The sequence below is a fragment of the Actinomadura sp. ATCC 39365 genome (assembly GCF_054392275.1).
Window position 1 is genome coordinate 8,127,195 of record NZ_CP184335.1, and the last position, 20,686, is coordinate 8,147,880.

17 protein-coding genes are annotated in these 20,686 nt (G+C 65.1%); 6 read left to right on the top strand and 11 right to left on the bottom strand.

Annotated features, from left to right (window positions below):
- Window positions 1-202: 202 nt before the first annotated feature.
- From ACNF49_RS39290 to ACNF49_RS39315, 6 genes are all read left to right on the top strand, one after another.
- Window positions 203-1,099, top strand: coding sequence for a DUF1702 family protein (locus tag ACNF49_RS39290; RefSeq protein WP_482940846.1), 897 nt, complete (start codon window positions 203-205; stop codon window positions 1,097-1,099).
- A gap of 49 nt (window positions 1,100-1,148) precedes the next feature.
- The gene (locus ACNF49_RS39295) at window positions 1,149-3,077 is read left to right on the top strand and encodes a CRTAC1 family protein (protein WP_482940847.1); all 1,929 of its coding nucleotides are present in this window, start codon (window positions 1,149-1,151) and stop codon (window positions 3,075-3,077) included.
- Window positions 3,067-4,008, top strand: a complete 942-nt coding sequence (locus tag ACNF49_RS39300) for an enediyne biosynthesis protein UnbU (RefSeq protein WP_482940848.1) — start codon at window positions 3,067-3,069, stop codon at window positions 4,006-4,008. The genes ACNF49_RS39295 and ACNF49_RS39300 overlap by 11 nt, the downstream gene beginning before the upstream one ends.
- Window positions 4,008-9,737, top strand: a complete 5,730-nt coding sequence (locus ACNF49_RS39305) for a type I polyketide synthase (protein ID WP_482940849.1) — start codon at window positions 4,008-4,010, stop codon at window positions 9,735-9,737. Before ACNF49_RS39300 ends, ACNF49_RS39305 begins: the two co-directional genes overlap by 1 nt.
- Entirely contained in the window at window positions 9,734-10,201 is a 468-nt protein-coding gene (locus ACNF49_RS39310; protein WP_357971346.1) for an acyl-CoA thioesterase, read from the top strand. Before ACNF49_RS39305 ends, ACNF49_RS39310 begins: the two co-directional genes overlap by 4 nt.
- Window positions 10,202-11,106: 905 nt before the next feature.
- A complete protein-coding gene (locus tag ACNF49_RS39315; protein ID WP_498703300.1) occupies window positions 11,107-11,892 on the top strand; it encodes a helix-turn-helix transcriptional regulator in 786 nt (261 codons plus the stop codon).
- Here the strand turns inward: ACNF49_RS39315 and ACNF49_RS39320 are convergent.
- From ACNF49_RS39320 to ACNF49_RS39370, 11 genes are all read right to left on the bottom strand, one after another.
- Entirely contained in the window at window positions 11,860-12,501 is a 642-nt protein-coding gene (locus tag ACNF49_RS39320; RefSeq protein ID WP_482940850.1) for a tetratricopeptide repeat protein, read from the bottom strand. The two genes, ACNF49_RS39315 and ACNF49_RS39320, sit on opposite strands and share 33 nt — an antisense overlap.
- Window positions 12,502-12,565: 64 nt before the next feature.
- Entirely contained in the window at window positions 12,566-12,898 is a 333-nt protein-coding gene (locus tag ACNF49_RS39325) for a cytochrome c-type biogenesis protein (protein ID WP_482940851.1), read from the bottom strand.
- Window positions 12,895-13,401 carry a TlpA family protein disulfide reductase gene (locus tag ACNF49_RS39330; RefSeq protein WP_482940852.1) on the bottom strand — a complete coding sequence of 169 codons (507 nt, stop codon included), beginning with the start codon at window positions 13,399-13,401 and terminating at the stop codon, window positions 12,895-12,897. Before ACNF49_RS39330 ends, ACNF49_RS39325 begins: the two co-directional genes overlap by 4 nt.
- 41 nt (window positions 13,402-13,442) lie before the next feature.
- Entirely contained in the window at window positions 13,443-15,239 is a 1,797-nt protein-coding gene (locus ACNF49_RS39335; protein WP_482940853.1) for a heme lyase CcmF/NrfE family subunit, read from the bottom strand.
- 157 nt (window positions 15,240-15,396) lie between these two features.
- Window positions 15,397-15,774, bottom strand: a complete 378-nt coding sequence (locus ACNF49_RS39340; protein WP_357971352.1) for a cytochrome c maturation protein CcmE — start codon at window positions 15,772-15,774, stop codon at window positions 15,397-15,399.
- A gap of 112 nt (window positions 15,775-15,886) precedes the next feature.
- A complete protein-coding gene (ccsA, locus tag ACNF49_RS39345; protein ID WP_482940854.1) occupies window positions 15,887-16,648 on the bottom strand; it encodes a cytochrome c biogenesis protein CcsA in 762 nt (253 codons plus the stop codon).
- Window positions 16,649-16,651: 3 nt separating this feature from the next.
- The gene (locus ACNF49_RS39350) at window positions 16,652-17,323 is read right to left on the bottom strand and encodes a heme exporter protein CcmB (RefSeq protein WP_357971354.1); all 672 of its coding nucleotides are present in this window, start codon (window positions 17,321-17,323) and stop codon (window positions 16,652-16,654) included.
- On the bottom strand, window positions 17,304-17,996 hold the full coding sequence (ccmA, locus tag ACNF49_RS39355; protein WP_482940855.1) for a heme ABC exporter ATP-binding protein CcmA: 693 nt from the start codon (window positions 17,994-17,996) through the stop codon (window positions 17,304-17,306). Before ccmA ends, ACNF49_RS39350 begins: the two co-directional genes overlap by 20 nt.
- Window positions 17,996-18,844: a hypothetical protein gene (locus tag ACNF49_RS39360; protein ID WP_357971356.1), complete on the bottom strand. Its 849-nt coding sequence runs from the start codon at window positions 18,842-18,844 to the stop codon at window positions 17,996-17,998. The genes ccmA and ACNF49_RS39360 overlap by 1 nt, the downstream gene beginning before the upstream one ends.
- 13 nt (window positions 18,845-18,857) lie before the next feature.
- Window positions 18,858-20,078 (bottom strand): hypothetical protein, encoded by a 1,221-nt coding sequence (locus tag ACNF49_RS39365; RefSeq protein WP_482940856.1) that lies wholly within the window; start codon window positions 20,076-20,078, stop codon window positions 18,858-18,860.
- A 32-nt stretch (window positions 20,079-20,110) separates the two neighbouring features.
- A complete protein-coding gene (locus tag ACNF49_RS39370) occupies window positions 20,111-20,503 on the bottom strand; it encodes a VOC family protein (RefSeq protein WP_357971358.1) in 393 nt (130 codons plus the stop codon).
- Window positions 20,504-20,686: the final 183 nt, after the last annotated feature.

The following is a 20,686-nucleotide window of genomic DNA, read 5'->3' on the forward strand; positions in this document are numbered from 1 at the left end:
TTACTTGGCAATGCCGCTAAATGCATGCATGCGCTAAGCGTGCCAGTCCTGGCAAATCGGCCGAAATTCCACCTTTTCCCCATGCTATGCTCCCGATATTGAGAGCATTGTTAGCGTTGTCGCGCAATTGCCAAGAACTTCTTTGAGGTGCTGGTCGTTAATGTCCGGGTGGCGGAACCTTGTTTTCAGCCGTTTCAGACTTGTGGACGGGCTCGCGGATTTTGCCGAGCGAGGATTCACCCTGAATCGTCCCGTCAGCCGTGCTGTCCTCGAAGGGCATGCCAGATCGTTCCTGTACGGGTTCAACACTGCGATGGCCGGTTCTCCGATCGGCCAGGTGCACGCGCGGCTCGGTTCGGTGGAGCCCGAGGAGCGTGGCTTCGCCTTCGAGGGTGCGGGAATGGCGTCCGCCCTGATGGACGGCCTTCTGCTGTCCCGAGGACGCCGTACGAAGGCGCTGCTCGCAGGGACGGGTGAGGAGCACCCCTACGTGATCCACGTCGGGGCGGGATGGGCGCTCGCCCGGCTCCGTTACCCGGGCGCGCGCCGGCTGCTGGGACTGGATCCTCTGCTCGGGTGGCTCGCACAGGACGGATGGGGATTCTCCCTCGGGTTCTTCGGCGGCCGACGCGCGCTGCGCCGCCGCAGGAGCCGCGGCCCGCTGCGAGCGACGGACGCCGTGCGGTGCCAGGGCATGGGCCGGAGTCTGTGGTTCATCGAGTCCGCCGACCCTGAGTCGATAGCGGTCGTGATCGACGCCGCCCCTCCGGAGCACCGGCCCCATCTGTGGAGCGGTGTCGGTCTCGCGGCGGCCTATGCCGGCGGCGCCACCGGGGAGGAACTAGGCCGCCTGGCGGAGTTGTCCGCTGGACATCGGGCTCATGTGGCCCAGGGGGCCGCCTTCGCCGCAGAGGCACGACGTCGCGCCGGCCATGTGCCCGGGTACACGCGGGAGGCCGTACGCCGCCTGGCCGGGGTCGATGTCGACACCGCCGCGGACTGGACGCAGAAGGCGGCTGCCTCGCTCTCCGGTGACGGGACCGTCCAGGAATTCCTCCTGTGGCGACGTGAGATCCGCCGGCTCTCCGGAGCCGAGTAGACGGATCGAAGAGTACGACGGGAAATCACAGCACGTGTTCGGGGGGATCGTGTTGCAACGAATATGGCGCGGACTGCTGGTGCCCGCCGTGGCACTCGCGGTCGTGGGGGCGCTCGTGACCGTGAGCCGGGAGCCGACCGTGGCGGAGGACGAGCGGGCGCGACTGGCCGAGCGCTTTCGCTTCGTCCGGATGGATCTGGACGGCGACCCCGCACACGTGGCGACGGTCCGCCGGGTGGCGCCCGGCCTCGCCCGGATCTCGGCGTGGATCTCGGCGGTCGGCGCGGCCGTGGCCATCGCCGACATCGCGGGCAGCGGCCGGGACGGCGACGTGTGCCTGGTGGATCCGCGCGACGACTCATTGACCGTACGCCCGGCGCCGGGCACGGGTGATCGCTTCACGCCGTTCCGGCTGACGCCCCGGGGATTGTGGTGGAATCCGGCGACGATGGCGCCGATGGGCTGCGTGCCGGGCGACTTCAACCAGGACGGGCGCGCCGACCTGCTGGTCTCCTATTGGGGGCGGTCACCCGTCCTCTACCTGCGGCGTGACGAGCTCGATCGACCCCCCACCGCGGACGGCTTCCGGTCACGGGAACTGGTCTCGCCCCCGCGGATCTGGAACACCGAGACCGTGAACATCGCCGACGTCGACGGCGACGGCCGTCCGGACGTCATCGTGGGGAACTACTTCGCCGACGGCGCCCGCGTGCTGGATCCGGAGGCCGGGCCGGATCCGCTCATGAAGATGCAGGACGGCATGTCCAATGCCGCGGGCGCCGGCACCGCACACGTCCTGCTGTGGAAGTCGGGTCTGGGCGGGGCCGCTCCGGACGCGTCCTTCCAGGAAGAACCGCAGGCGCTGCCACCGGACGCTCGCACCTCCTGGACGCTGGCCACGGGCGCGCAGGACCTCACCGGCGACGGGCTGCCGGAGCTGTACCTCGCCAACGACTTCGGACGCGACCATCTGCTGGTCAACCGCTCCTCGCCCGGCCGCGTCCGCTTCACGACCGCCGCCGGGACCCGCACGCTCTCCACGCCGAAGTCGAAGGTCGTCGGGCGTGACTCGTTCAAGGGCATGGGCGTCGCGTTCGCCCAGCTGGGCCCCGATCCGTTGCCGCACATCCTGGTCAGCAACATCACGCTTCCCTACGCGCTCCAGGAGAGCAACTTCGCGTTCGCCCCCACCGGAACGGCCGACGACCTGCTCAAGGGCGTTGCCCCGTACCAGGACCGCAGCGAGGAACTGGGCCTGTCCCGGTCCGGCTGGGCCTGGGACATCAAGACCGGAGACTTCACCAACAGCGGCGAGCAGCAGATCCTGCAGGCCGTCGGGTTCATCAAGGGGGAGACCAACCGCTGGCCTCAACTCCAGGAACTGGCGATGACCAACGACTCCCTGCTGCGGGAACCCGCCGCCTGGCCGGACTTCGGCCCAGGGGACGACCTTTCCGGGGCCGCGCACAACAGATTCTTCGTCCGGACGCCGCAGGGCCGCTACACAGACCTGTCCACCATGCTGGATCTGGAACAGGAGACGCCCAGCCGGTCCTTCGCCCTGGCCGACACCGACGCCGACGGCCGTCTGGATTTCGCGGTGGCCAACCAGTGGGGCCGGTCGACGTTCTACCGCAACGCCGGCCCGGTCGGTGACCACGTGGGCCTGCGGCTGCGGGTGCCGGCACCGGCGGGTCGTGACGGCGCGCTCACCCCGGCCATCGGCGCACGCGTCACCGTGTCGGCACCGGGTTCGCCTTCGCAGACCCAGCAGGTCTACCCGGCCAACGGGCACACCGGCGTGTCCAGCCCCGACCTGCTCTTCGGCCTGGGCGACCGCCCGCTGCGGGACGTGACCGTCGAGATCACCTGGCGGGACGCGTCGGGCCTGCATCGCATCACCCGGGCCCTGCGGCCGGGATGGCACACCGTGGTCCTGGAGCACGGCTCGTCGAACGGAGGCCGACGTGGCCGCTGAACTGTCGCCCGACCAACGGCGAATCAAGTCGCTACGACGCTTCGCGTTGTCCATCACCGTCCTGACCGTGCTGGGGCATGCGTGGCTCGGCTTCGAGCAGGCATACCTCACGCCGATCGTGACGGTGCTGACCGCCTACGCCGTCGAACTGACCCTGGAGAGCCTCGAAGCACTGGTCTCTCGACGGCGGCCCCGGTTCCTGGGCTCGGCGGCGACATTCGCCGACTTCCTGCTTCCGGCGCACATCGCCGGGCTGGCCTCGGCGATGCTGCTCTTCGCCGGTGACCGGCTGGCCCCGTACATGCTCGCGGTCGCGGTCGCCATCGCCACCAAGTACGTCGTCCGGATACGCGTCCACGGGCGGCTCAGGCACGTCCTGAACCCGTCCAACACCGGGATCACCGTCGTCCTCCTGCTGTTCCCGTGGGTCGGCATCGCGCCGCCGTACCAGTTCACCGAGTACACCCCCGGCCTGTGGCGATGGGTGATCCCGCTTGTCATCCTTGCCGCCGGGACCATGCTGAACGCCAAGCTGACCGGGAAGATGCCGCTGATCCTCGGCTGGCTGGGCGGGTTCGTCCTGCAGGCCGTGATGCGGGCGGTGCTGACGGAGGTCTGGCTGCCGAGCGCGCTGCTGCCGATGAGCGGCGTGGCCTTCATCCTCTACACCAACTACATGATCACCGACCCGGGCAGCACCCCGGTCGCCCCCCGCCGCCAGGTCGCGTTCGGGTTGTCCGTCGCCGCCGCCTACGGGGTCCTGGTGGCGGCCGGCGTGTCATTCGGGCTGTTCTTCGCCTTGACGTCGGTCTGCGTGACGCGCTGGCTGGGACTGGCCGCACTGAACCTGTGGCGGCGCACGGCCCCCGACCGGCGGCCCGCCCCTGTCACCGCTCCCCTCGAAGTGGCCGCCGAATCGAGGAACTCCTGATGGACGAGCCCATCGCGGTCGTGGGAATCGGATGCCGCTTCCCCGACGCGGACGACCCGAGCCGCCTGTGGGAGAGCGTGCTGGCGAGGCGGCGGGCGTTCCGCCGGCTGCCTGCCCAGCGGCTCGACCCTCGGGGTTACATCTCCTCCGACCGGTCGGCCGCCGACACCACCTACGTCAAGCGTGCGGCGCTCCTGGAAGGCTGGACGTTCGACCGCGAGCGCTTCCGCGTGCCAGGCTCCCTGTATCGCGCCGTCGATCCGGCGCACTGGCTCGCGCTCGAAGTCGCCGACGCCACCCTGAGCGACGCCGGAGCACCCGGCGGCGAGGGGCTGGACCGTGACAGGGTCGGCGTCGTCATCGGCAACTCCCTGACCGGCGACGTCACCCGGGCCCATGGGCTGCGCACCCGCTGGCCGTATGTGCGCCGTACCGTCGCCGCCGCGCTGTCAGCCGAGGACCTGACGCCCGAGCAGCGCGCCCGGATGCTCGCCCGCCTGGAGGAGGACTTCAAGCGGCCGTTCCCCGTACCCGGGGACGAGTCGCTGGCCGGCGCGCTGGCCAACACGATCGCCGGGCGGATCTGCAACCACTACGACTTCCACGGCTTCGGCTACACCGTCGACGGCGCCTGCGCATCGTCACTGCTCGCCGTGAGCAACGCGTGTGCCGCGCTGCAGCGGGGTGAACTGGACCTCGCCCTGGCGGGCGGGGTCGACCTGAGCCTGGATCCGTTCGAACTGGTTGGATTCGCCCGCCTCGGCGCGCTGGCCGAGGACGAGATGCGTATCTACGATCGTGACCCGACCGGCTTCCTTCCCGGAGAAGGCTGCGGGATGGTGGCGCTCACCCGCCTGTCCCACGCCCACGAGCGCGGCATGCGGGTGTATGCCCTCATCGGCGGCTGGGGCGTGTCATCCGACGGCGCGGGCGGCCTGACCCGGCCGGAGCAGCGTGGTCAGGCACTCGCGCTGGACCGCGCCTACCGCATGGCTGGCTTCTCACCCGCGACGGTGGATCTCTTCGAAGGGCACGGCACGGGCACTCAGGTCGGCGACGCTGTCGAACTGGACGCGCTCACTGCCACGCTGAGACGGGCCGGCCGCGCGGGCGCCCCTGCGGTGCTGGGCAGCATCAAGGCCAACATCGGCCACACCAAGGCGGCCGCCGGCATCGCCGGCCTGCTCAAGGCCGTCCTCGCCGTCCACCACGAGCTGCTGCCGCCGACCACCGGTTGCCGGTCGCCGCGTCCCGAGCTGACCGACAACGCACCGGTGCTCCGTACGGCGCAGGACGCCGAACCATGGTGCGGCCCGCATCGCCGCGCCGGCGTCACCTCCGCCGGGTTCGGCGGTATCAACACCCACGTCGTCGTGTCCGAGGCACGGCCCGCCCGGCGGACGACTCTGACTGCGAGAGAGCGGCGATTGAGCATGCGGCCTCCCGGCTGGGAGGTGGTCGCGCTCGGCGCCGCCGACCGCGAGGGACTCGCGCGCGAGCTGCGGATGCTGGCCGGGCACGCCGCCGAACTGTCCGACGCCGAATTCACCGACCTGGCGGTGACGCTCACCCGGCAGGCCTTGCGCGACCGGCCGTGGCGGGCGGCCCTCGTCGCGGACGGCCCGTCCATGCTCGCCGATCGTCTGCATGGCGCGCTCGGGCTCGTCCTGGCCGGGGAGGACGCGCATGTCGGCGTGCGTGACGGAACGTTCGTGTGGGGACGCCGACCGGCACGCCCCGGGCTGCTGCTGCCCGGTCAGGCCGCGCCGGTGTATCCGGACGCGGGCTGGACGGGGCGGCTGGTCGACACCGGCGACCTGTTCGCCGACGGCCCGGTCGAGGCGGGCACGACCGACACCACCGTGGCGCAGCACGCCATCGTGCGTTCCTCGCTCGCCGGACTACGTTACGTGGCCGCGCTGGACGTGGCCGCCGTCGGCGCAGTGGGACACAGCCTGGGCGAGCTCACCGCACTGTGCTGGGCCGATGCGCTGAGCGAGCGGGAAGCGTTGCGGCTCGCCCGCACGCGGGGCGAGGCGATGGGCCAGATGCCCGGAGAAGGGGGCATGATCAGTCTCGCCACCGGTCCCGAGCCGGCCCGACGTCTCATCGAGGGCACCGCAGCCGTCATCGCCGCCTGCAACGGTCCCGCGTCGGTGACCGTCGCCGGTCCCGCGCAGGACCTGGAGACGGTTCTGGCCCGGGTGCTTGAGCACGGGGTTCGGGCGACGCGTCTGCGCGTGTCCCACCCCTTCCACACGTCCGTCATGGCTCCGGCGGCCGAGGAACTGGAGCCGCACTTCAAGGCGGCCCGGCTCCGTCCCCCGCGGCGTGACGTGTACTCCTCGGTCACCGGAAAGCTGATCACCGCCGACGTCGACCTGGCCGCCCTGCTGAGCGAGCAGCTCACCGCGCCGGTACGGTTCGCCGACGCCCTGGAGGGCCTGCTCGCCCACGCCGATCTGCTCATCGAAGCCGGACCGGGCACGATGCTCACCGGTATCGCGGAGCAGGCGGGCGTACCGGTAGTCGCTCTCGACAGCGGCAACCCCTCGGCGCGCCCCGCTGCGGAGGTGACGGCGGCCCTGTTCGCCGCCTGCGGCGCGAACGCCGGTGCCTTCGTCCACGGCAGAGGAGCACGGCACATCGACGCCTCGCAGCCGAGGCGATTGCTGACCAGCCCGTGCGAGACCACCTTTCCCGCCTGGCCTGAGCACCAAGGAGCGGGCGAACCAGCCAAGACCGGGACGCCCACGCGTGGAGTGCCGCCCGAGGCGGCCTGCGACGCGCGCGCCGTGGTCGAGGAGCTGCTCGTCACCGAACTGGAACTGCCCGCGGTACGGCCGCAGGACCGGCTCCTCACCGATCTGCACCTCAACTCGCTGAAGGTCGGTCGGCTCGCCGCCGAAGCCGCCGCCCGTCTGGGCAGGGCCGCGCCCGTGGCGCCTCCCGCACTGGCCGGCGCCACGGTCGCCGACCTGGCCGCCTACGTGGACGAGCTGCCCGAGGCCGGGCAGGAGCTCGACTCCCTCATCGCCGGGGTCGCCCCTTGGGTGCGAGCGTTCGAGCACCGCTGGGTGCCCGCCCCGCCGCCCGGTAGGGCCGCCGCCCGGGACTGGAAGATGTCGGCCACACACCATCCTCTCGCCGACGAGCTTTCCGTCTGCTTCCCGCCTGGAGAAGGCGCGCCGAGCCGGCTCGTCGCGCTACCGCCCGGTGACGGGGACGCCGCCGACGTCCTCACCGCCGCGCTCCAGGAGGCCGCGGCCGAGAACGTGCCGATTGTCGTCCTGCACCACCAGGGCCTGGGCGCCGCACTCGGCCGGAGCCTCGTAGCCGAACGTCCCGACACCGACTGTCTGGTGATCGACGCACCTGCGACGAAGGCAGGGCTGGAGCAGGCGGCAGAGGAGGCATCGCGGGTCTTCCACGGGTACACCGAGATCACCGTCGACGGCCGAGGCGGGCGGACCACGCCGGTGACACGTCATCGACGGCTGCGTCGGCGCGGCGACCCGGTCCGCACTCTCCCGCTCGGACCCGAAGATGTGTGTGTCGTCACCGGCGGAGCCAAGGGAATCGGCGCAGAGTGCGCCCTCGCACTCGCCCAGGCCACCCGCGCCCGTATCGTCCTGCTGGGCCGCAGCGAAATCGACGATCCGGAGGTCGCCGCGAATCTAGAGCGTTTCGCCGCCGCCGGGGCGAAGGCCATCTACCTGCGCACTGATATCACCGACCCCGAGGCGGTACGCCACGCGGTACGGCACGCTTCCAAGCTGGGACCGGTCCGCGGCCTCGTGCACTCCGCCGGGCACAACCGGCCCGGCCGCATCGAGGCCATGACCCCGGAGCGGATGCGCGCGACGTTCGCTCCGAAGGTGCAGGGGCTGGAACTCCTCCTGTCCGAGCTCGACGAGGCGGACCTGCGCATGCTGATCACCTTCGGGTCGGTCATCGCCCGGATCGGCCTGCCAGGTGAGAGCGACTACGCGCTGGCCAATGAGCGGCTGCGCCTCCGCGTCGCGGACGCGGCCGCGCGGCTGCCCCGATGCCGGTGCCTGAACATCGAATGGTCAGTCTGGTCCGGCACCGGCATGGGGGCACGACTCGGCGCTGTTGACATGCTGACTCGTCAGGGTGTCGCACCCATCCCGGTGCCCGAGGGCGTCGCGGCCTTCATGGACCTCCTCGCCGAGAACGACCTGCCGTTCGACGTCATGGTCTGCGGACGGCATCCGCGGGGGCAGACGCTGGTGTACGAACGGGAAGCGGTGCCGACCTGGCGGTTTCTGCAACGCCCCCTGATACATCATCCCGGCGTCGAACTAATCACCGAAGCCGACCTGTCCATGCCCGAAGACCTCTATCTGGACGACCACGTGCTGGACGGCGTGGCGCTGCTGCCCGCAGTCGTGGGAATGGAGGCGATGGCTCAGGCCGCCGCGGCGGTGGCCGGCCGCACGGACGCGCCTGCCTTCGAGCACATCAGATTCAGCTGGCCGGTGACGGTGCCGACGGACGGCGTTTGCACCGTTCGGCTCGCGGCCCTCAGCCACGACGACGGCCAGATCGAGGTCGTCCTGCGCGCCGCGGAGACCGGCTATGCGGTGGACCACTTTTCCGCAGTGTGCCGGTTCGCCGACCGGTCACCCGTCCGCACCCTCGTCACCGGCAAGGGCCCAGGCGACGCCGTCCATGATTACTACGGCACCCTGTTCTTCCATGGCTCCCGCTTCCACCGGCTCCGGCGCTACGAGTTGCTCACCGCACGCCGATGCGAGGCGCTCGTCAACGCCGACCTCACCGCGACCTGGTTCGCCGGATTCCACGATCCGTACCTGCTCCTGGGCGATCCCGGTACCCGCGACGCCTACATCCACGTGCTTCAGGGCTGCGTACCGGGCCAGCGGGTGCTGCCCGTAGCGGTGGAATCGGTGCAGAGCATCGCATTTCCCACAGGAACTGTGCGGGTACGTGCCCGGGAACGCCACCACGACGGCGCCACGTTCGTCTACGACCTCGACGTCACCGACGCGAACGGCACCGTGATAGAGACCTGGCGTGGACTGCGGCTCACCGATACGGGACCAATGCCAGACACCCAAGCGTTGTCCCTGGAGATGCTCGGCCCACACCTGGCCCGCACCCTCGACCGGCTCTTCCCCTCGATCACGACCGATCTGGTCTGCGTCGCGAGCGGTACACGCTCGTCCCCCGCGACCACGGAACGCATGGTGCGGACGCTCTTGGACGGCGAGCACGCCGTGAGCCACAGTCCGGAGGGTCGGCTGATCGTCTCTGGCGCGTACGCCTCCGCGAGCCATCACGCCGGGTACCTGATGGTGGCCATCGGAACGCGGCCCATCGCGGTCGATTGGGAAGCCGTCGAAGGCGCGCCCACGCAACGCTGGGACTCGCTCCTGAGCACATCAGACGCACAGGTCGCACGGCAGATCACCGTCACGGCGGGAGAGCCGAACACCTGGGCGGCCGCTCGGATTTGGACCGCCAGGGAAGCCCTGGCCAAGCTCGGTGCCGGTCCCTCCGATCCCCTCATCCTCGTCCCCGAGACCCGGGACGACGGCTGGCTGCTCATGCATTCGGGACAACGGCGGATCGCCGGTCTGGTCACCGCGGTCCGCGAGCTACCCAGCCCCGTCGCGATCGCCGTCTGTCTCCAAGGGGACCGACAAGGGAGCACCTCCCTCACCTGGGACGGCGCCTCATGACACGCACCTACGTCCACCGCCACCGTGTCACCTTCGAGGAGACGAACTTCACCGGCAACGCCTACTTCGCCCACTACGTCCGCTGGCAGGGACACTGCCGCGAAGCCTTCCTCTCCGAACACTGCCCCCGCGTCCTGGACATGCTGCACGACGGGTACGCCCTCGTCACCGTCTCTTGCGGTGTCGACTACCTGCGCGAATGCTGGCCCCTGGACCTCATCGAGATGCACATGTCACTGTGCGACACCACCACGAACCGGCTAACGATGATCTTCGACTACCAGCGCGTCGCGGACGCAGGCCCGGAACTCGCCGCGCGTGGCCGGCAGACCGTCGCCTTCATGCGGCGCCGATCCACCGGCCTGGAACCAGCTCCGCTGCCCGCGCAACTCATCGCGGCACTCGGCCCTTACATGAAGCGCGCCGGAACACATTCGCCGATGCCGTCCACAGCCATGGAGTAAATGGACGAGAAATGCCCCGATGCCCGCGCGGCACACAGGGACTCCACGATCGCGGCCCATGCCCGGCCGATCGAGTCGGATATCGCCCACATGCGCGAGAACGTGCGTTCGGAACCTTCCATAGAGGTCGATGTCCCATCGCCTGTCTTCCGCCGCGCCTCAACCATGGGCGCACTGGCGAATCCGCCGGGCCGCGTCCCAGACGGCCCGCGCGGGGAACGGCTACAGGGGTGCCTTCTGGGGGCGAAAGACCAGAAGGGCGCCGTCCTGGTGAGCGTCTCCCCCGAAGCACTTGTCACCGGGTGATCATCCGTCTGCGATCACGCAGAACAACGACTCGTTCTCGCTCCCACGCCGTCGGTCCGCCTACCATCTCTTGCCATTTGGCGTTCCACGGGTCGGTTATCGCAAGTTCCCACTCCTCGGAGACAGCGGTCATCAAATCGGAGCAGCTGGCGATCGCCCGATCGGCCATGCGCAAGAGATCGTCATCCGATCCACACCCTCAGAAGCGAGCCGCTCCCGTCATCACCACCGTCGTACACTGCAGGCCTTTCCTGTGACCTGTTGAACGGCTGCGGTCAATGCACGCAAGCGACACGAAGCGCATCAAGAACGTTCAGCACCGAAACGATTCACCCTATCAGAGGTAAAATTCTGTGGTGAAATATCAGACGAGCTTCATATTTCACCATGGACTCGATTCGCATCTCCCAACGCCCCAGACAACTCTCTTCGCCACCGAGTCGAGCCAATACGATTATGACGTAGAGGCTTATCGGCACAGAAATGGCCGGATGACTTAACGGAGCAGCACTATGGACCGGGTCGAAGCCATGCGGTCAGGAAACAGCACATGCCACCATGACGACCACGTCAGGTCCATCAGGTTGGCAATCGCCAACATGAACGAAAGACTGGCCGAGCCGCTAGAACTACGCGATCACGCACAGACCGCGCACATGAGTTTGTTTCACTTTCATCGAACCTTCCGCACAATCACCACAACCACCCCTGGCCGATTCTTCACCGCCCTAAGAATCTCCGAGGCCAAGCGAATGCTCGTACGGACATCCACGAGTATCGTGGATGTCAGCATCTCCGTTGGGTACTCCAGCTTGGGCACTTTTACGTCACAATTCACCAGGCTCGTGGGGCTATCTCCAGGACGATTTCGATCTCTGGCGCGCAAGTTCGCAGACGTACCAGTCATCGAACTGATGAATATCAACAGTGCACCACAGCCTGACGGTACCGCATTTCATCTTGAGTGCTGGGTTCGTGAGCGACCTGACCTCACTCATGGCCTCACCGTGATTGGATTGTTCCCTTCGCACATCGCCCAGACTCGACCCATCTCGTGCACGGTCATCACTTCTCCGGGCCCGGTCCTGATACCGGTTTCGAGATCTCCGGCAAGAGTCGTCGCATCGGCGATTAGTATGGCCGTGGAGGCGACAGTCGAACAAGTTCTCATGGAAACACCCGAGGCATCCATATATATAGGAAGAGGAAGTGATGTGACACTCGGCGACCAAACCCCCTTGGAAGTCGTCTACATCCAGCCACGAAAGCGACAGTTGACTGATCCGCCACTTTTGACAGCGTTTCCCCTTCTCACACAGGAGGACATTTCGCCTGAACAGACTTCTGACCGCTCAACCTCCGCAACTTTTGCCGACAGCCCTTAGCAAGCGCCCCACATCGGCTCGATAAGCCCCAAGGGGCGCCCGCCTCAAGTATTCACAGAAATCCTCCGTGGCCTTTCTGGTCCGCCCCGCGCCAAGTGCAATCCTGCCGCGCAGGTATCGTGCTTGCGTATTTTCCGGATCGAAACTCAATGCCTGCCCCACGGCCCAGCGTGCATCCTTCAGATGACCGGCCATATACTGCATATATCCCAGGTATGTATAGGCTTCAGCATTACGATGGTCGATACTCAAAACTCTGATGTACTGCACGATCGCATCTCTGACCGCCCCCTGGCTCATGTACTGGCGCGCCCGGGCCAGCAGTTCTTCGATCGACTGCGGTTCACCATTTCTGGATTGGGCAGGAGTCGAACGTTCGAGTGCGGCGTTCATGGTAGTCGTCGACGTTCGAAGCGGGACCGATCCTGTGAGCAGCGTGGCCATCCCGATCAAAAGAGCACCGCTCAGCATCCACCTGAAGCATCGCTGATGAGCGCGTGAGCCGATTCCATACTCGACCCGAGGCAGCCTCATGAGCGGCCAGAGTCCCACCACGAGCACCACCCATGTCAGGGCGGCCGCCCCCACCGGCATGAGCCATTCGTTCAAGCTTCCTCCCGCTGACCACCGTCGGCCCAGCACCAGACCCGACGTCCAACCAGCACGAGTCCGATCAGCATCGCAACGGGGGAAGCCACCAGACGATCAGCCCGAGCCCACGGTTCGGGGGCTCCAGCAGGATCCAATCACCATAGGTAGCGACGAGGTCAGCCTCGATGGCCCGCGGATCGCGTCCCGCATTCAACTCCGAGTCGATCACCCTCCGGATGGTGCGGGCGATCGGCGAAGGAGAGTCCGCGACCGAGATGCCCTGACACGTTGGGCAGCGTAGTCGCTTCTCCAGGCGATATGCCTGCTCCCCGCGCGAAGGAGGCCCGCTGAGCTGGTGGGCGACAAGGAGCACGAGTGCGACGGCGACAACCACAAGGATCAGTCCCCGTCTCATTCACCCGTTCCCGTCATCTCCTCGATGTACCTCTCAAGCGCCGTATCATCCAGCTCACCGAAATGAACAGCGCTGACGTGACCATCCGGTGCCACGAAAACCGTCTGAGGAAGCCCTCGTACTCCATACGCAATAGTCGTCCTCGCGTCGACATCCACGCCATTCAGCCAGTCCACACCGGTTTGGCGCAGGAAGTCGTATCCTCTTTCCTTTGTGTCATGGGCAAGCACACCCAGCACGACGAGCCCTTTCTCACGATATCGTTCAAGCGCCCCGTCCAACAGAACAAACTCCGAGCGACACACATCACACCACGAAGCCCAGAAGTTGATAATTATCGGGTGACCGGCGAACTGCGCCGTAGTGACGTTCCCAGGCCCCCCGATTCGGTCGAGACTGAAGCCTGGAGCTTGACGTCCGATGAGCGGTACATGCTCCTCCGCTGGATCCCACACCAGCACACTGATCAGTACGCCCGCAAGAGATGTCAGCGCCGTGACCACCGCCGCTGTTGTTAGTCGGTTCACGAGACGTGACGAAGGCTTCATACCGGTTCCCGTTTCATCGTGGCGCTGCAGAAACGGCCGTCGGCTTCTGCGATATGCTTGCCCCTTACCCGGCGTCGGCGGCATACGCTCACCAGCCCACCTGCAGCGGCGCATGCTCCACCTGCCCACAGCAGGCCAATTCCGGGATTGCTGTAGAAGTGAAAGTTGGCACGTCCGCCTGGTTGTTCGATGGCGAGCACAGAGACGTATAGATCGCCAGTGAGATCATGCCTGATGGCCGGCATGCCCACCGGATCGGCTGACCGCTGGACCAGCCGGAGGGACGGCGACAGATCAACCTTTCCTACGGTGAGCTTGGTAATCAGATCCGTATGTTCTGGCCGTGTCTGAGTCTGTACGCCTTGGTAATGAACGATCTCGCCCCTGAAATTCGACTGTTCTCCCGGCGACAAGGTGATCTCTGCTTGTCCTGCCAAACCCATCGAAGTGGCGATTCCCGCCGCTGCAATCGCCAATCCGGCGTGACCGAGGAATGCTCCGCAGGCGCTATAGCGTTTGCCGCCCGCCCGCCATATCGACCACGTCTCGATGGTGTTGACCAGAAGCGTGAACGTGGCTACCGCAAGCACCGCGACAACGGCCGTGGACCGGACGCCTGCGGCCATGACGGCTGCCGCGACGCCAGCGGAGCCAAGCCCAGCAGGAACAGCCCGGGCCATGACCCTCTGTGGTGACCACACCTGCCAGGCGAGCAACTGCCCGGCTCCGGCTAGCAGAACGAGCAGGATCAGCAATGGGCCCGCCATCTCCTCGTAGTAGGCCCTGCCGACGCTCACCCGCGGCCCAGACAGCGCCTCGACCACCAACGGATACAGCGTTCCGCTGAGCACGGTGACACACAAGACGATCAATACCAAGTTGTTTGCCATGATGGCGGTTTCTCGACACAGCAGCGACCGCATGCGGAAATTATTGATGGCCATTCCAGCACGAGTCCGGACGAGCCAGATACCACCTCCCAGGATCACCAGCAAAAATGCCAGATACATCCCGCTCACGGGTGACTCCGCAAAGGCGTGCACCGACGTCAGGAGGCTGCCTCGGGTCAGAAACGTACCCAAGGTGATCAGGGACAAGGTGACGACCAAGAGATAAAGATTCCACCTGCCGAGCGGACCACCACGTTCTCGTAGCCTCGTGCTGTGAAGATATGCTGTGGCAGTGAGCCATGGCATGAACGCCGCGTTCTCCACCGGATCCCAGGCCCAATACCCGCCCCAGCCCAGTACCTCATAGGCCCACAACGCCCCCAGCACCAGGCCGATGGTGAGAAAACACCAAGCGATGAGCGACCACCGTCTCAACATAGGAGTCCAGCGAACCAGAAGGTTGTGGTCGCGCGCTATCAAGGTTCCCATCGCCAGGGCAAATGGAACAGTGAATCCTACGAAGCCCAAATAGAGCAGCGGAGGGTGATACGCCATAAGGAAACTGCTCTCGAGCAGTGGCTGAGGGCCGCGACCGTCGGTCATCGATTCCGTGGTCGCGAACGGATCAATGACGAGTGTCAGCGTCAAATAGAACACTTGCACCACTCCGATCACGGCCAACGCCCAGGCGTGCGCGATCTCTCTGTGCAGCCGATGGCGACGCGCGAAGAGCGCCAGGTAGCCTGCCAGGCACAAATTCCATAGGAGCAGCGAGCCGGCGTCGCCCGCCCACAGTGCAATCACGCGGTAGAAGGCGCTCGTGGCGGAACTCGAATTATCCGCGACATAGTGAATGCGGAACTCGTTGGCGAGCAGGGCTGCCACCATGGTCGCAACAGTCACGACAACGGCGATAAAAACCCCGTAGGTGGCACTCCTCGCGCTGTCAAGCATGGTGCCCCGGCCACGTGCGCCCGCAACCGCGGCAGCTACGACCCAGCACGCCGCAACAAGAGCTAGGGTCAGCGCCACCCTCCCAAATAGTGCTGTACTCACAACCTCACCCCTTACTGTCGGGGGCATAGCGGTTGCCGTGCTGTACGACAAGGGTGTCGGCATACATCACATGGTCGCGGCCATAGACCCCCTCAACGATCGCTCCCTGGCCCGAACGAAAGATCGCTGGCACGCTACCTTTGAAGATCACAGGAACCGTTCCGACATCGTCCTGTAGTACGAACAGCAACTGCTCGTCCCGATGCCGCACGGAACCTGGCTGCACCTGCCCGCCGATCCGTATTTGGGTACCTACCTCGGTGCGACCGGATATCTGGCCAGGAGTCAGGTAATACGTGAGGCTGCCACCCAGGCCGCGAATCAGTATCCAACCCAACGCGCCGGCGGTGAGCAGTAGCGGCAGCACCAGACGGACTTTCATCGTCGCCTGGCTCTGGTCTCGCCGGAGCGCTCAGATGTTCGGCGAATAATCGAGATCGCATACGCGGCCATGACACCCGTGGTTATGAGGTAACCCGCTACAAGGTAGCCCATCAGTCTTTCCGTTCTGGCATGGCAGGGATGACCACCGGCCTGACCCGCTCGATGAGTCGCCCAGAAGCATCGATGAAAGTGCGGTCTTCCATTCTGCGAAGACGCAGGCGCATGATGATCAGCCACACCGACATCACGGTGAAGGCCATGGTGGCGGCTACCAGGGTTGCCAACATCGATGGCGCCAATGCCGGCGCTTCCGGGCGTAGTAGCGACGGTTCCTGGTGTAGGGAGCGCCACCACAAGACGGACAGATGCACCAGGGGAACATCGGCAAACCCTACGATCCCCACCACGGCTGCCCACCTGTAGGAGCGAGCGGGATTATCCGGAAGTCGCCTGACTGTCAAATAGGCCGAATATACGAGGAAAAGAATCAAAGTCGTCGTAAGCCTCGGATCCCAACTCCACCAAGTGCCCCACACTGGCCGTCCCCAGAGCGCCCCGAGCGTGATCGTGAGACCGGTGAACACCACGCCTGCCTCCGCCGCGGCAGCGGCGAGTCGATCCCAATGAACCCGCTGCGTCCGCAGATACGCGATGCTGGCTATGAACACCACAGTGAAGTTCATGTACCCAGCCCACGCTGTGGGTACGTGCAGATACATGAGTCGCTGCACTATGCCCTGCTCCCCGTCGGCGGGCACAAGGAACAACGCGACCAGCATGGCGGCGATCACACCGGCATTGGCGACGACGGCCAGTGCGCGGCGCCCCGCCGCACCCGACATCCAAATCGCCGTTCGCCACAGGATCTGCACTCCTCAGTCCTCCAGAACAGACTCGAAGAGCAGTGCTCCAAGAGACCAGGCAATGAGGTCGAAGGCAACCAGAAGGCTCAACCAGTCGCCAGGATCCTCGCCACCGAGGGCTGCGGCGGTTCCGCGTGTCGCACCGAGCAGCATGGGGGCGGCCAACACAAGTGCTAGCAGCGGGAAAACGCCCGAACGAGTCCGCGTTGCGCTTGCGAAAGCGCCGAACAACACGCCCAGTGCAGCGAGTCCAGCCGCACCCGTGAACATGACAACGGTCAATTCTAGGGGGCGAGCCATCGCCGGAAGGTCAAATAGCATCACCCCAAGCAGCATCATCCCTGCTTCGAGCACGATGAGCTGCGCCGTGAGAGCGATCGCCTTACCGGTGAAAATTGCCCCCCTCGGTACCGGAGCGAGTATCAACCCCAGCAGCGCACCGTCAGCGCACTCGTTCTCAAAGGACCGCTCGGATGCGAGCACAGCTGCGAACAGCGCGCCGAGCCAGATGATTCCAGGCAGAACCTGAATGAGCATCGTTCGCCCTGGCCCGAATACGAGGCCGGATGTCACAAGCAGCATGACGGCGAACGGCATGACGATCGCCATAGTGTGGCGGGCCCGCAGGTCCGTTCGTAGGTCCTTGGCGGCCAACGCCGCCACCTTACGCAGATACGCCGTCATGCTTCACCTCGTCGGCCCGGCCGTTGCCAGGCCCGGCTGCGATGCGTCCATTCTCCATGTGCACCGTCCGGCTGGTCCATCGGCAGCGGCCGTCGTCGTGCGTGGCCGCCACAACCGTGCGGCCCGCATGCAACGTGGTGCGGACCATCGCGTCGACCAAGCCCTTCGCGTCATCGTCAAGACCGACGTAAGGCTCGTCGAGCAACAGCACCTCCGGCTCCCTCATGAGCGCACGAGCGAGCGCGACACGTTGCCGCATTCCCTTTGAGAATGCGCGAACCGGTTCAGTGACCACGTCCATCAGGCCGACCTGCTCAACAGCCCACATCGCACGCGCGGGCTCCACGCCATGAAGCCGGCAGACGAAGTGAAGGTTTTCCAGCGCGCTCAGATCATCGTATAGACGGGTCTGGTGTCCGAGCAGCTCTACCCGCTCACGAACCGCCATCCGGTCGCGCACAAGGTCGAAACCGACCACCTGTCCTGAGCCGAAGGTAGGCGAGGCCAGCGTCGTGATGACATTCAGCAAGGTGCTCTTGCCCGCCCCGTTTGGTCCGCTCACCACAACAGCTTCGCCCCGTTCGATCCGCACGGAGGCGCGGATCAGTGCAGGGACCTTGCCATACATCCGGGTGAGCTGGAACAACTCGATGGCCGGTCCGTTTGCATCCATCACCCTTGCCGTGGGGACGGACCCGCCAGCTCGATCCGCCGCTCAACGTGAAGAAATGCTTCTTCACCGGGAATCTGCATGGCTACGTCGATCGGATGAGAGAGTGCAACCAGTCGAGCAAAAGGCTCGATGGATTCGTCTACAGAATGCAGCGAACCCGTTCTGCGCACTTCCTCGACGCTTTCGAGAGGGATGCAGTCGCAGATGCTCACCGGAGTGCCGATGGGTGGGAAGCTGGTGATACGACCATAGGCAAGCGTGCCGTGGATGGCGCGAAACGCGCCGGCAGGCGTCTCGATCAGAGCGTAAGGATTGAAGAACAGCTTCGCCGGAAACCCGCCGCGCCGGGGGCCCAGAGACTGCGCGACGCCCAGCGACGGCTGGAATACGTCAGGATACTCCCGCTTGAGAGTTTCGCCGAGTATGATCCGCACTGGGCCCAGGGCATCAACTTCTGCACGCGCGTCGAGGTTCAGGATTTGCATCCAGACCGTTTCCCGCCCCTCCTGAAAGAAACCATCCGGCCTGTTGATGAAGTCGCTCTCACGAATCGTGCTGGGCAAGGTACAACTCGCGGGGAGTGGAATCTGCACTGAATGGTCGCCACCGCTTCGATAGCGAAACGGAGCTGACCTTGAGACCGTCTGAACCGCGGGGGGCATCGTGAACATCACCGATTGCCCGGCCGCCGGCCCTTGCAGGATCTCCAGTGAGATGATGAAGTGGCTAAGAAAACCGTCGATGCCCGCATCAGGATATGGCCCGATCTGGTCTCCCATCTGCGCGAGGAGTTCGTCGTAGTCTTCGTTGAGTTGCGCGAGTCTCGCGGATTCGTCGCCCGTAGTCATCGTCCATTTCCTTTCACGGGTTTTTGCCGAATATTTTTGCGTCGTTACCGGACGGCGGCTCACCGAATACCTGCTCGAATGCAGCACGCCAGTCTTCACCGAAATAGATCGGGCTGCGCGGAACCTCGTGAGGTTCATACCGCAGCTTCTTTATCAGGCGCGCAATAGCATACGAATCGTCATCACTCATTCGCGAGTAGAATTGCCAGAGCATGATGTGGTTGAGAGGGCTCGGCCGACCGTACTCGTCGGGTTCGGGCGATACACCTTCACGGAAGGCGCGCATGATCTTCTTGACAGAAGTCTTACTCTGCGGCCCGCCGACACCGAATTTCGTAAGATTGTCGGCATAGAAGACCGCATATCCCGGGTATGGAAACGTGGCCAGCCCTCTTTCGTGCACTCGCAACGGAAGATCCGGGCCAAATCGGAAGACCCCGGTGGTCGCGTCCTTCGGGTCGCCGCCGACGAATTTCTTCAAAGTCCCACCCTCATGATGAGAGTGACACTCCGTGCATCCGACCAAGGCTGAGAGAAGGTAGTCCGCCCGTTTAGGGTCTCGGCTGCTTGGAGCTTTCTCGGGCGGGTCGCTTTTCGCTGGTTGCGGGTCGAACGGCAACACGCGATCAGGGATCTCGTGCCGCACTGGTTTCAAACTCTTCAAATAGCGGGCGAGTGCATATGCATCATCATCGGCCAGATTCGGATAGAACGAGTGGGGCGGGAACATGAACAGCACGCGCCCATTTTTCGTCACTCCCGTTCGCAATGCCTTAACGATGTCGTCCTCGCTCCAGCTGCCGATCCCGGTCTCATTGTCCGGAGTGATGTTCCGGCTATAAACCACAGCATTCGAATCTTTCGACAAACGGATGACGAAGGGAACACCGCCCGCGTTGGGCCGGTCGTGGTCTAGGTACTTCACCCAGTCGGGATCGGTGCGGAAATTTCTCTCACGAGCGATCTGCTTCTTGTCCGAGGGGTCAGGTGGATTCTGCGGCACTTCAGGTGGAGTGTGGCAGGCTTCGCATGCACCGATCGTGGCAAGATAGCGGCCTCGAGTGATCATAATGTTGGCGGCCTGGCTATTCCCGTTATTCTCGGACTTCGGAACGCGCGTCTCATTGACACCATTGTCAGATGTTGTTTCTGAACACGCCACCATGGACAGTCCGACAACCGCTGAAACAACCCCGGCGGCAACCGGCAACCGCGCGCCATTCGATACATGCACCGTGCTTCCACCTTCCAGGAGAGCGGCAAGAATCAGCCCGAGGACGGCCCATGCAACGCGAAGGGTGCACCTTCCGGGTCGAAGAGCAGGCTGTAGAAGCTGCCATCGGGCAGGCCGGTGGGAGGAACGACGACAGTCGCTCCGAGCGCTGCCGCACGCATGGACATGTCGGCCACATCATGGACTTGCACATATGGAACCCATCGGGGAACGGGATCCTGATCTGTCACCGGCATCATTCCGCCCGCGACTCCTTCACCTACACGGATTTCCACGTAAGGCTTATCCGCAGGACCGGTCGGTTCCAGTTCCCAATCGAACAGCTCACCGTAGAACCTCTGCGCACCCTGCATATCGGGCGTATGCAGCTGCACATAACCGAACGCGTTCCCCACAACATGCTCCAGACGCTCTTGAGCCTCCATTATGCGTACAGCTTGACATCGAGCCTCTAAGATGCGTCTTCTTACGGATTGCTTTTCAGGGTGCGTGTCGGTCTGTCATAGGAGTAAACCCACTCAACCCGTTACAAATCGACTCGCCACCTCACCTACACCGGGTGAACCTGTAGAGGCATGTAACGGGGATCATCTCGATTCGACAGTCAA